At 73.3% G+C, this 11,126-nt stretch carries 11 protein-coding genes; 1 reads left to right on the top strand and 10 read right to left on the bottom strand.

Annotated features, from left to right (window positions below):
- Positions 1 to 351: 351 nt before the first annotated feature.
- The 8 genes from AB0E62_RS03815 to AB0E62_RS03780 are packed head-to-tail and all read right to left on the bottom strand — an operon-like array spanning position 352 to position 7,832.
- Positions 352 to 2,010, bottom strand: coding sequence for an AMP-binding protein (locus tag AB0E62_RS03815; RefSeq protein WP_362187539.1), 1,659 nt, complete (start codon positions 2,008 to 2,010; stop codon positions 352 to 354).
- Positions 2,007 to 3,128 carry a Glu/Leu/Phe/Val dehydrogenase dimerization domain-containing protein gene (locus AB0E62_RS03810; RefSeq protein ID WP_362187536.1) on the bottom strand — a complete coding sequence of 374 codons (1,122 nt, stop codon included), beginning with the start codon at positions 3,126 to 3,128 and terminating at the stop codon, positions 2,007 to 2,009. The genes AB0E62_RS03815 and AB0E62_RS03810 overlap by 4 nt, the downstream gene beginning before the upstream one ends.
- 28 nt (positions 3,129 to 3,156) lie before the next feature.
- Positions 3,157 to 3,720: a gamma-glutamyl-gamma-aminobutyrate hydrolase family protein gene (locus tag AB0E62_RS03805; RefSeq protein WP_362187533.1), complete on the bottom strand. Its 564-nt coding sequence runs from the start codon at positions 3,718 to 3,720 to the stop codon at positions 3,157 to 3,159.
- A gap of 11 nt (positions 3,721 to 3,731) precedes the next feature.
- Positions 3,732 to 4,547 carry an acetylglutamate kinase gene (locus AB0E62_RS03800; RefSeq protein WP_362187530.1) on the bottom strand — a complete coding sequence of 272 codons (816 nt, stop codon included), beginning with the start codon at positions 4,545 to 4,547 and terminating at the stop codon, positions 3,732 to 3,734.
- Entirely contained in the window at positions 4,544 to 5,599 is a 1,056-nt protein-coding gene (gene argC / locus AB0E62_RS03795; protein ID WP_362187527.1) for an N-acetyl-gamma-glutamyl-phosphate reductase, read from the bottom strand. The genes AB0E62_RS03800 and argC overlap by 4 nt, the downstream gene beginning before the upstream one ends.
- Positions 5,596 to 6,447 (bottom strand): RimK family alpha-L-glutamate ligase, encoded by an 852-nt coding sequence (locus tag AB0E62_RS03790; protein ID WP_362187524.1) that lies wholly within the window; start codon positions 6,445 to 6,447, stop codon positions 5,596 to 5,598. The genes argC and AB0E62_RS03790 overlap by 4 nt, the downstream gene beginning before the upstream one ends.
- Positions 6,447 to 6,635, bottom strand: a complete 189-nt coding sequence (locus AB0E62_RS03785) for a lysine biosynthesis protein LysW (protein WP_362187521.1) — start codon at positions 6,633 to 6,635, stop codon at positions 6,447 to 6,449. Before AB0E62_RS03785 ends, AB0E62_RS03790 begins: the two co-directional genes overlap by 1 nt.
- A gap of 45 nt (positions 6,636 to 6,680) precedes the next feature.
- Positions 6,681 to 7,832: an isopropylmalate synthase gene (locus AB0E62_RS03780; RefSeq protein WP_362187519.1), complete on the bottom strand. Its 1,152-nt coding sequence runs from the start codon at positions 7,830 to 7,832 to the stop codon at positions 6,681 to 6,683.
- 267 nt (positions 7,833 to 8,099) lie between these two features.
- Between AB0E62_RS03780 and AB0E62_RS03775 the strand changes: the two genes are divergently transcribed.
- Positions 8,100 to 8,855 carry an arylmalonate decarboxylase gene (locus AB0E62_RS03775; protein ID WP_362187516.1) on the top strand — a complete coding sequence of 252 codons (756 nt, stop codon included), beginning with the start codon at positions 8,100 to 8,102 and terminating at the stop codon, positions 8,853 to 8,855.
- Between the two features lie 88 nt (positions 8,856 to 8,943).
- On the opposite strand, the gene AB0E62_RS03770 is transcribed toward AB0E62_RS03775, so the two are convergent.
- Entirely contained in the window at positions 8,944 to 9,675 is a 732-nt protein-coding gene (locus AB0E62_RS03770; RefSeq protein ID WP_362187513.1) for a response regulator transcription factor, read from the bottom strand.
- A 45-nt stretch (positions 9,676 to 9,720) separates the two neighbouring features.
- Positions 9,721 to 10,908 carry a transposase gene (locus AB0E62_RS03765; RefSeq protein ID WP_362187510.1) on the bottom strand — a complete coding sequence of 396 codons (1,188 nt, stop codon included), beginning with the start codon at positions 10,906 to 10,908 and terminating at the stop codon, positions 9,721 to 9,723.
- Positions 10,909 to 11,126 lie beyond the last annotated feature (218 nt).

The raw sequence follows: 11,126 nt of genomic DNA, 5'->3' as shown, positions 1-11,126 counted from the left end.
CCGCCTGCCGGACCGGCTGGGAAGCCACGGAACCGGCCGCCCGCGGTGCCACGGAAGGACCCGCCTCCGTGACCGACTGCGCCGCCGCCTGCCGGACCGGCTGGGAAGCCACGGAACCGGCCGCCCGCGGTGCCACGGAAGGACCCGCCTCCGTGACCGACTGCGCCGCCGCCTGCCGGAGCGGCTGGGAAGCCACGGAACCGGCCGCCCGCGGTGCCGCGGAAGGACCCGCCTCCGTGACCGACTGCGCCGCCGCCGGCGGAGCCGGGTGCGGGACCGGCTCCGTGGCCGGTGGAGTGGCCGTCGGCGGAACCGGCGGCGTCGCCGTGTCGGGAGTGGTCGGCATGCCGGTCACCCCGTTCCGTAGCGGGCGCGCAGTTCGGCCTTGCGGACCTTGCCGGTCAGGGTCTTGGGGAGGGCGGGGACCAGTTCGAGGCGGTCCGGCAGGAAGCGCTCGTCGTGGCCACAGGCGCGGACCCGGTCGCGTATCCCGTTCAGGTCCGGGGCCTGCCCGGCGCGCGGGACCACGACCGCGCAGATGACCGGCCCGGCGCCGGCGCCGGCGGGCGGGAGGCCGACCAGCGCGGCCTCGACGGCATCGGGGTGGCTGCCGATGACCGCCTCCAGCTCGGTCATGGGGGCCACCAGCCCGTCCCGGACGATGGCGTCCCGGGCCCGGCCGACGATGCGGATGCCGCCGCGCCCGTCGTCCCGCGCCAGGTCCCCGGTGTCGAACCAGCCCTCCGCGTCGAACTCGGCGGCGAAGACCTCCTCGCGCCGGTAGTAGCCGAGGGCGAGGGAGGCGCCGCGCACCTTCAGCCGGCCCGTGCCGTCGGCGCCGGGCGACTCGATGCGGAACCGCATGGCGTCGATGGGGCCGCCGTTGCTGTACGCGGCCCAGTCCTCGGGGTCGGCGGGCCGGGTCATCGTCACCGGGCCGTTCTCGGACATGCCCCACAGCGAGTAGGTCCGGGCGCCCAGCGCCGCGTGCACCTCGTCGGCCAGCTCCTTCAGCACCGGCGCGGAGCCGATGACGACGTGCCGCAGGGTGCCGGTGTCCCGTTTCTCCACGCGCTGGGACGCGGCCACGTCGGCGAGCGTGGCCGGCGGGCCGTACAGCAGCGTGGCGCCGTAGCGCTCCACCAGGTCCAGCAGCGCCTCGTTCCTGCGGACATCCTGGAAGGCGACGGTGCCGCCGAGCAGGACGCTCCCGAGGACGCCCTGCGCGAAGCCGGAGTAGTGCACCAGCGGGGTGGACACCGCGGCCACCCAGTCCTCGTCGGACCGGAACGCGTCGACGTAGCCGCGCACGGCCGAGTGGACGGTGTTCTGGCTGTGCAGCACGCCCTTGGACTCGCCGGTGGTGCCGGAGGTGAACAGCACCACGAACGGCTCGTCGGGTCCGAGGGCCAGCCCCTCCAGCCGCTGCCCGGCGCCCGGCTCCTCCTCGCGGGGCACGGCCACGAAGTGGTCGTGGAAGGACATCGCGCCCTCCGGCACCGGCCCGTCCACCACCGCGACGTGGGCGAGCGCGGGCAGTTCCGCGCGCAGTCCGGTGACGATCTTCGCCAGCGGGGTGCCCGTCCACTCGGGGAGCGTGATCGCCACCCGGGCCTCGGTCAGCCCGAGCCGGTGCCGCAGTTCCTCCTCGGGGCAGACCGGGGAGATCGGGCAGACGACGGCGCCGACGCGCATGCACGCGAACATCAGCGGCACCATCTCCCACCGGTTGGGCAGCTGGACGGCGACGACGTCCCCGCGGCGCACCCCGAGCCGGAGCAGGGCCAGCGCGAACCGGTCGGTGAGCCGGGTCAGTTCGGCGTAGTCCAGGGTGTCGGTGCGCGACTCGGCGACCCGCCGGCCCGCGACGGCCAGCCGGTGCGGGCGCTCGCGGACCTGGCGGCGCAGGTCGTCGAGGAAGGTCTCGGTGCGCCACCAGCCGCGGCGCAGGTACTCGGCGGCTTCCTCGGGCGTGACGGCCGGGCGCCGGGTCTCGGCCGGGGCGGTCATCGCTGCAGCTCCTTGCGGCGGGTGGCGAGCAGCTCGGGCAGCGGGTCGCCCGCCCGGCCGGCCGCGATCTCCAGCAGGGCCCGGGTGTTCTCCCGTACCCGGTCGCCGATCCAGTCGAAGACCCACGCCTTGCGGGCGTCGGCGGCCAGGTCGAAGGGGACGACCCGGGTGACGGCCAGGGCGGCCGCGCCGGCCCCGCCGATGTTGGCGATGACCCCCGGCACCAGCGTGGCACCGGCGGCCCGGGCCTTCTCCCGCGCCTCGGAGTCGGAGGCGAGGTTGGCGCCCTCGACGACCAGGCCGGCGCGCAGCCGGTGGACGTTGCCGGCGTTCAGCGCGTGCTTCTGGGCGGCGAGGACCAGCACGTCGGCGTCGATGTCGAGCCAGGCGTCCGGCTCGGCGGAGGTGGTGACGTGCTGCGGCAGCCGGGTGCGGTCGATCCGCCCGAACTCGTCGGTGATCGCGACGAGGCCGGCCACCGGCAGCCGGTCGGCGCTGATGGTGCCCTGGACGTCGGCGACGGCCACGACGGCATGGCCGCGGTCCTCCAGGAACCGGGCGACCGCGCGGCCCACCGCGCCGAAGCCCTGCACCACGACCCGGGCGGCCTCGCCGCGGCCGCGTGACTCCAGCGCGGTCAGCGCGGCGACGCCGACCCCGTGCCCGGTGACATCGATGAGCGGTTCGTAGTACGTACGCCAGTCGACGGGCATGTCCGGGGCGCCCGGGCGGTAGCGCGGGTCGTAGCCGGCCTCGGCGAAGAACACGGCCCGGTCGGCGGGGGTGACGCCCATGTCGATGCCGAGGTGGATTCCGCCGTGCAGCAGGGGCTTGACGGTGCGGCCGAAGGTGCGGAACGTCCGCTCGCGGTCGCTTCCGTCGGAGACGATGCCGCCCTTGGCGCCGCCGATGCGCAGGCCGGCCAGGGTGAACTTGTCGGTCATGTCGCGGGCCAGGCCGCGCACTTCCTCCTCGGTGACGTGGGGGGTCATCCGCACGCCGCCCATGGCCAGGCCGTCGACCAGGGTGTCGACGACCACCCAGCCCTTGATGCCGCCCCCGCTGCCGTTCAGGTGGGTGACGAACGCGGGCTCTTGGCTGTCTTCCGTGAAACTCATGGCAACTGCCAACTCCTCACATCGTGGATCACTGGTAGAGCTGGGTGAAACCGCGCAGGATCTCCCGGCCGTCGCTGCGGAACTCCAGGTGGGCCTGGGAGCCGTAGACGCGTCCGTCGTCGGAGCGCAGGAACTCCACGGGCGCGTGCTCGGAGCGGCCGATGGAGCGGTAACCGGCCGGCGCCTGACGGAGGTAGAGGGTGTGCCGGTGGAACACCGTCACGGTCGGCTTGACGTAGGTGAACAGCGGGTCTTCCGTGTCGACCTGGGCCTCGTGGCCGCCGACCCGCTGCGGGCCCTCGGCGAGCTCGCCGCCGGCCGCGACGGCGAGGATCTGCATGCCGCCGCAGATGCCGAACACCGGCACGTCGGAGGTCATGACCAGGTCGATGAGCGGCTTGTAGTGTTCCTGGTCGTACGCCCGCACCTTGGTGCCGCTCAGCACGATCGCCTGGTAGCGGCCGTCGAGCCGGGCGGGGACGGACACCGCGTCGACCGCGTCGGTGGCCGAGCCCAGCTCCTCGAAGCGGCGGCGCAGCTGGGGCAGGGACAGGGTTCCGTTGTTGACGACCAGGACACGGGGCTGCGCCATGTGCGTCCTCCTCACGTTCGCGTGATGACGGTGCCGGTGCGGGCGGCGAGCAGGTCGGAGACCGGCGCGCTGCCGATGACGACCCGGTCCACCCCGCGTTCCAGGGCCTCGCCGGCCGCCCGCAGCTTCTTGCGCATGCCGCCGGTGGCGCCCTTGTCGCGGAACGCGGCGGCGGCCTCGGCACCGATCTCGCGCACCGGCTCGCCGTCGATCAGCAGATGGCTGACGTCGGTGACCAGCACCAGGTCGGGTGCGCCGACGGCACCGGCGAGGGCGGCGGCGGCCCGGTCGGCGTCGGTGTTCACCTCGCGGCCCTCGGGGTTGCGGGCCAGCGGGGTGACGAGCCGGGCCCGGCCGGGCTCCAGGTCCTTCAGCTGGGCCGGGTCGGCGTCCGTGACCGGGCCGACCAGGTTCTCCAGCTCGACCAGCTGCTTGTCCCGCCACCACCAGCGCTCGGCCTGCCCGGCCGCGAGGATTCCGTCGCTGCCGAGGAGGCGTCCGGCGTCCAGGCCGCGGTCGCGCAGCCGCTGGAGCACCTCCTCGCCGAGCCGGGTGCTGACGGTCTTGATGTCCTCGATGACCTCGGGAGTGGTCCAGCGGCTCTGGTTGCCGTACCGGTCGCGCAGGACCGCGGACGGCTCGCGGTAGCGGGCGCTGAGCTTCTTCAGCGGCTTCGACCAGCCGTGCACCAGGACCAGCGGGCGCTGGTGGCCCAGCCGGGCCAGGTCGTCCCACCAGGCCCCGTCGAGGTCGTCGACCGCGCTGCCGCCGAGCTTGACGACGGCCGGGGCGGCCAGGGCGTCCACGGGCTGCTGTGCGGCGCTCATGCGGGCATCACCGGGTGCATCGTCAGGCCCGTCTCCTCGGGCAGTCCGAACCGGAGGTTGACCGCCTGGACGGCCTGGCCGGCGGCGCCCTTGACCAGGTTGTCCAGCGCGGCGAGGACGACGATCCGGCCGCTCTCCTCGTCGTACAGGGCCGTCACGTCGCAGTAGTTGGAGCCGAGGACGGCCTGCGGGTCGGGCACCGGGATCAGGGTCTCGGTGTGCCGCCGCACCCGCACGAACCGGTGCTCCTTGTAGAAGCGCAGGTACGCCCGTTGCAGCGTGCGCTGGTCGATCTCGCCGTCGGTGAAGACGTAGCTGCTGGTGAGCAGGCCGCGCACGTGCGAGACGCCGTACGCCGACATGCTCAGCGAGCCGACCGAGCCGGGCTTGCTGCGCTCCAGGAAGTCGCTGACCTCGGCCGCGTGCCGGTGCCCGGTGGGCGCGTACGGGGCGATGGCGCCGTTGCGGAAGGGGTGCAGGTCGGCGGTGCGCAGGTGCAGTCCGCCGCCGCTGGAGCCGCTCTTGCCGTCCACCACCACGGTCTTCAGGTCCAGGCCGAGGCCGAGGGTGAGCGGGGCCAGGCCCAGGGTGATCGCGGTGGCGTAGCAGCCCGGCAGCGAGATCAGCGCCGCGTCGGCGAGCTGGTCGCCGATCAGCTCCGGCACGCCGTAGACGAACCGGTCGGCCAGGTCGGTGCGGCGCTCGACCTTCGGGTACCAGCGGGCGTGCCGCTCGGGGGTGCGGATGCGGAAGGCGCCGCTGAGGTCCACGACGGCCGGGACCCGGTCGGCGAACCGCTCGGCCAGCTCGGCGGAGACCGGTGCGGGGGTGGCCAGCAGCAGGACGTCGACCCGGTCGGCGACGTCGTCGGTGACCGGCTGCACGGTCAGGCCGGTGTCGATGCGCAGGCCGGGGTGCAGCTCGGCGGGGCGCTTGCCGATGTTGGAGGAGCCGCCGAGGAAGGTCAGCTCCAGGTCGGGGTGCTGGGTGATCAGTCGGATGAGATCGCCGCCGGCCAGCCCGGAGGCGCCGACGACTCCTGCGCGGATCATGCGAGCAGCTCCTGCACGTAGCGGGCGATGGCCGAGGGGACGTCGGCACCGGTGGCCGAGGCCACGGCCCGGAAGCCGGGGGCGTGGTTGACCTCGTTGACGACATAGCCGTCGTCGGTGCGGAACAGGTCGATGCCGTAGATGCCGGGCCCCAGCTCCGCGGTCACCGCGTCGGTGATCTTGACGATGTCGGGGTCGTGGGCGAGGGCGCGGCTGTCGTTGCCGAGGGCGGCGTTGTTGCGCCAGTCGGTGCCGCCGCTCGCGAACTCCGCGGCGCCGACCAGTTCGTGGCCCACGACCAGGCAGCGCACCGAGGTGCCGCCGCCGATGTACGGCTCCACCAGGCAGGCCTGTTCGAAGGCGTGGCCGAGGTCCTCGACGTAGTCGTACACGGACTGGGCGGTGTCGGTGTGCCGGATCAGGGTGACCCGCTTGCCCATGCCGCCGAAGACCGGCTTGAGCACGACGGGGGTCTCCAGCTCGGCGAGGGCCTGGGTGAAGTCCCTGCGGGACAGCACCAGCCGGAAGTCCGGCACCGGGACGCCCGCGGCGCGCAGCACGGTGCGCAGCGCGGCCTTGTTCTCGCAGGCGTGGATCGCCCGGGAGGTGTTGACGGTGCGGGCCCCGGCGGCCTCGGCGAGGCTCGCGACGAGGCCGCCGCGGGTGTAGCTGCGGCTGCGGACCAGCAGGACGTCGTGGTCCCGCACGGAGGGGGCGCCCGGATCGCCGAGGCACAGCGACTCGTCGTTGACCCAGTCGACCGTGAGCCCGAAGGCGTCGGCCCGCTGGATCAGCTCGCGCTCCTCCCAGGCGATCCGGTCGGCGACGACGGCGACTCTGCTGCCCATCACTGGCCCCAGTCGCGCAGCTGGACCTCGACCGTCTCCAGGGTCAGCCGCCCGTCGGAGACGTCCTCGACCCGCAGCGTGAGCAGGCACTCGGGGCAGGACAGGGTCTCGCCCTGGACGACCGGCGGCACGGTCAGGTCGGTCTCGCACTCGGGGCAGGTGCCGGAGAGGGTGGCGGCGGTGGTCATGGTGGACTCCGTTTCCAGGAGGAGGGATGGAGGGGAAGGGATGGTTCAGGCGGCCTGGAAGTCGACCGCGGCCTTGCGGACCGCGTCCCGGTCCAGGACCGGTCCGCCGGCCGCCACCTGGCGCTCGGTCAGCCAGGCGGTGAAGGCGTCGACGTCGACCTCGACCCCGGAGTCGGCCAGCGCCCACTTCACGAGGGCCGGGGTCAGCCGGGTGCGCACCCGCAGCTCGCGGGAGCCGCCGACGAGTTCGGCCGGCAGGGTCTCGTAGGCCTCCGGGTGGCTGAGCTGGCCGGGCAGCTCGTAGGCGAAGGCGTGCGGGGTGGTCGGGCCGGACTGGAAGGCGGTGCCGAGGCCGGAGCCCTTCAGGGCGGTCCGGGACAGCTCGGTGAGGTGGGTCAGGTCGAAGCGGGTGTCGCCGTGCACGACCCGCAGCGAGGTGAGCAGCTCGGCCAGCGGGGCGTTGCCGCCGCGCTCGCCGATGCCGCCGACGGTCGCCGAGATCCACCGGGCGCCGGCCCGGACGGCGGCGAGCGAGTTGGCGACCGCCATGCCCAGCATGTTGTGCGAGTGGATCTCGATCTCGGAGCCGTCGATCGCGGTGAGGTCCGCGATCTTCGCCTCCATCTGCCAGGGCGAGAGGTAGGCGACGGTCTCGGCGAGCCGGAACCGGTCGGCCCCGGCCTCGAAACCGTTGGTGACGTACGGGACGAGCCGCTCCCGGGGGGTGCGGGCGCCGTCCTCGCCGCTGAAGGTGACGTGGAAGCCGCGCTCCTTGGCCTGCGAGACCGCCGAACGGGCCAGGGCGTTCAGGAACTTGGCGCTGGGCGTGCCCAGCTTGAGGACGGCGTGCTCCTCCGAGGTGGGGATGGAGTACATGACGTGGCGCACGCCCAGCCGCTCGGCCTCGTCGAGGGCCCGGGCCACCTGCTGGCGGTCGCGCACCACCAGCAGTGTCATGCTGCGCTCGGGGCCCACCGCCTCGTGCACGGCCTCGATCAGCGGCGCGTCCTTGGTGCCGGGGCCGGAGACCATGCCCACCTCGACCAGTTCGACGCCGGTGCGCACCAGCAGGCCGGCGATGGCCGCCGCGTCCTTCGGGCCGAACTCGACGCCCGCCATGTGCGCGGAGTCGCGCAGGGTGGCGTCGGATATCAGGGGCGGGTTCGGAAGTTTCTCGTGGTTTTCCGCTGCTGCCATTCCAGTTCACTCCTTGTTCCGGAAAGGGGGTACGGCCTGCATTCCGGACGAGTTCGGTGAACCGCAATCCGGGGAACGATTGCGGCTGGCGCTGCCCAATAGCTTCCGCGCCGCCGGGGCACAGAGCAACGAATTCCGCGTCAGAAGGCCGTGGAAAAGTGTCAGGGAATGTCAAGAAGTACAGGGTCTGCAAGAAGGGTGTCGGCGTGTGCAAGAGACGCCGGAATACGGTCCCCGGGCGCGCGCGGGGCGCCTACCGTGCCAGGCATGGACCTTCTCTCACTGCCCCGGCTGGGGCTTGTCGTCCCGCCGGAGAACCCGACCGCTGAACCGGAGTTCGCCGCGCTGCTCGGCAGCCGGGTGAACGTGTACACGGCCCGTTTCCCCACCACGCCCGGGGCCGGCCTGAAGGACATGCTGGAGACCTACAACCGGGTCCTGCCCGACACCCTCGGCCGGTTCGGGGGGATGCGGCTGGACGGGGCCGTGGTGGCGTGCAGCGCCTCCCACTACCTGCTCGGCCCGGACGGCGACCGCGCCTTCTGCGCCGAGCTGTCCGCGCGCGCGGGCTACCCCGTGTGGTCCTCCACCCAGGCGATCCTGAACACCTGCGCGGCCCTGGGCGTACGCCGGCTGACCCTGGTCTCGCCGTACCAGCCCTGGCTCACCGACACCTCGCGCGCCTTCTGGGAGGAGGCCGGCCTCACCGTCGACGGGGTCGTGACGGTCCCGGCGCGCGAGGCGCCCGGGGAGGAGCCGCACCACGATCCGTACCAGGTCACGACCGCGCGGATACTCGACCGCACGGCCGCCTCCGACCTGCCCGCGGACACCGCCCTGCTGTTCACCGGCACCGGCATGGGCACCCTCGCGGCGCTCGGTGAGCTGGCCCGGCGGGAGCCCGGCCGCACCCTGCTCACGTCCAACCTGGCGTCGGCGTGGTGGGCCCTGCGCGCCCTGGCCGACGGGGACGAGGGCGCGGCGCACCCGCTGCTGCGCCGGCTGACGCCGGTGCGGGTCTGACCGGCGCGACGGGGCCCCGGCGCGTACCCGCCGACGCGCGCCGGGGCCCCGTCCCACGCCGGACCGGCGACCGCCCGGCGCCTCGGCTCTACGACGCCTCGGACAGCTCGGTCACCTCCGGCCACCCGGACTCCCGCGGACGCTCGGCGGCACGGCAGTCGCCGTACCCCATCCGGTAGCCCACGCCCCGGACGGTGGTGATCCACCGGCTGGAGCCCAGTTTCGACCGCAGACTGCTCACATGGGTGTCGATGGTGCGGCTGGTGCAGGCCCAGTTGCTGCCCCACACCTTCGCCATCAGTTCCTTCCGCGACACCACCGTCTCGGAATTCCGCGCCAATACGTACAGCAGCTCGAATTCCTTCGAGGTGACGGGCACCAGCCGGTCGTGCAGACGTACCTCCCGGGTACGCGGATCGATATGCAACGGGCGCAGGGAAATCGTCTTCTCCGGGCCCGGTTCGCGGTGCGCCCGGCGCAGTACGGCCTCTATGCGGGCGCCTATCTCCCGGAATCCCCAGGACTTGACCACACAGTCGTCGGCCCCGGCGCGCAGCGCGAGGACCCGCTCCAGTTCTTCGCCGTCGTCGGTCACGGCGATCAGCGGGACGTCGCCGTCGCCGCGCACCGTCCGGCACACCTCCAGTCCGTCCATGTCGGCCAGGTCCAGCGAGAGCAGCACCAGGTCCGCGTCGTGGTACGCGCGCAGCGCCCCGGCCCCGGTGTGCACGCTCCGCGTGGTGTAGCCCTGTCTGCGCAGATCGCGCTCGGTCGCCTCGGCCGCGGCGGCGTCCCGTTCCACCACGAGTACGTTCGTCACCCCTGCCGTCCCCTCTTCATCGCTCTGCCTCCGCTCCTCGTGCCGTCAGCTCGCCCCGGCCCCGCTCGGCTCGGCCGCGCGGGCGGCCGGCGGCGGGGCGAAGGCGTGCTCCGGGACGGGGTCGAGGTACTGGTAGGCGTACGCGGCCGAAGCCATGGTCATGTGGTGGTGCCAGCCCGGGAAGGAGCGGCCCTCGAAGTCCAGCACGCCGAGACGGTTCTGCAGGACGGAGACGGCCGACAGGGCGGCGGTGCGGCCCCGCACCAGGCACAGCACCTCGTCCACCGGCCGGTCGGTGAGGCTGGTGAGCCAGTACCGGGCGGGCAGCCGGCCGTCCAGGGCCGGCCGCTCCAGGATCCGGTAGGCGCGCGAACCGCCGTCGGCGCCCGCCAGCCGCGGCAGCCGGACCGTGCCGGTGTAGGTGTGGATGGTCACGGCCTTGGTGCGGCCGTCGGGGGCCTGCCGCATCATCACGTGCGGCTGCCGGGCGTGCCGGACCCCCATCAGGCCGCCGACCGTGCGCACGGTCGGCGTGTGCCGGCCGACGAGCACGGCCTGGCCGGGATCGACCTCGGCCACCACGTCCAGCCGTTCCCGGCCCAGGCCCCCCAGCACCGCGGCCGCCTCCTGGCACCGGCTCAGGTCCAGGACCCAGGGCAGCCCGGCGCCGTGCGGCAGCGTGACCGCGTCCGCCGCGTACTCGAGGAGGTAGGTGCCGACCGGGCGCTCCCGCTCCCCCTCCGGTATCCGGGCCCGCCGCCGGCGCTGCGGGTCGCCGTCCCACGGGCCGCTGAGCATCAGGCTCCAGTCGACCGGGAAGGCGCCCTGGGCACCGGCCAGGAACAGGCCCAGCGCCCGCTGGCAGTTGACGGTCTGCCGGGTCGCGGGGTCCACCCGGCGGTGCACGCCCACCGAGTGCGCACCGTTCTTCGGGATGACCAGCTCGGCGACCGTCCAGGCGTAGGGCGCCGCCGTCGCGGCCACCCGCCGGGCGAGTTCACGGCGCACCGGACGCCAGTCCCAGGAGCTGGCGTTGATGAACTGGTGCAGACCGCGCAGCGCCGCCGTGGGTAAGAAGTCCTCCTGGGCCATGCGCCGCGGTGTCTTCTTTCCGGAGCCCTGGAGCAGGGCCCGCAGATAGGCCCGGGCCCAACGGTGCTGTTCCACTCTGTGAAGTGATCTGAATACGTCCTCCACAAACGTCTGGATACGCGGACCGTCACTCGTTGCCATGCGCGTCTCACTCGACGACATAAACGCTACGTCCCCTCGTATTTCGTAACGCTCAGACTGAGGCCGGTGCATCGTGCATGTGCCCGAGCCACAAAATACCCTCGGATCCACAATTCTGTCCGTCGTCCGTACCGTACTTCGCTACTTCCCGTGCTGAGCTGCGGAAACATGGCGGGGCGAGGGGCGTGGAGGACCCTGGCCAGGGGTCGGAAAATACC

The sequence above is a fragment of the Streptomyces sp. NPDC038707 genome, from assembly GCF_040636485.1.
Classification (GTDB): domain Bacteria; phylum Actinomycetota; class Actinomycetes; order Streptomycetales; family Streptomycetaceae; genus Streptomyces.
Note: the sequence above shows the minus strand (reverse complement) of the source record. Positions and strands in the feature narration are given on the sequence as shown.

Bases quoted from the DNA above. Each gene is read 5' to 3' on its own strand.
- AB0E62_RS03815 (WP_362187539.1), bottom strand. From the start codon at position 2,010: ATGACCGCCCCGGCCGAGACCCGGCGCCCGGCCGTCACGCCCGAGGAA.
- AB0E62_RS03810 (WP_362187536.1), bottom strand. From the start codon at position 3,128: ATGAGTTTCACGGAAGACAGCCAAGAGCCCGCGTTCGTCACCCACCTG.
- AB0E62_RS03805 (WP_362187533.1), bottom strand. From the start codon at position 3,720: ATGGCGCAGCCCCGTGTCCTGGTCGTCAACAACGGAACCCTGTCCCTG.
- AB0E62_RS03800 (WP_362187530.1), bottom strand. From the start codon at position 4,547: ATGAGCGCCGCACAGCAGCCCGTGGACGCCCTGGCCGCCCCGGCCGTC.
- argC (WP_362187527.1), bottom strand. From the start codon at position 5,599: ATGATCCGCGCAGGAGTCGTCGGCGCCTCCGGGCTGGCCGGCGGCGAT.
- AB0E62_RS03790 (WP_362187524.1), bottom strand. From the start codon at position 6,447: ATGGGCAGCAGAGTCGCCGTCGTCGCCGACCGGATCGCCTGGGAGGAG.
- AB0E62_RS03785 (WP_362187521.1), bottom strand. From the start codon at position 6,635: ATGACCACCGCCGCCACCCTCTCCGGCACCTGCCCCGAGTGCGAGACC.
- AB0E62_RS03780 (WP_362187519.1), bottom strand. From the start codon at position 7,832: ATGGCAGCAGCGGAAAACCACGAGAAACTTCCGAACCCGCCCCTGATA.
- AB0E62_RS03775 (WP_362187516.1), top strand. From the start codon at position 8,100: ATGGACCTTCTCTCACTGCCCCGGCTGGGGCTTGTCGTCCCGCCGGAG.
- AB0E62_RS03765 (WP_362187510.1), bottom strand. From the start codon at position 10,908: ATGGCAACGAGTGACGGTCCGCGTATCCAGACGTTTGTGGAGGACGTA.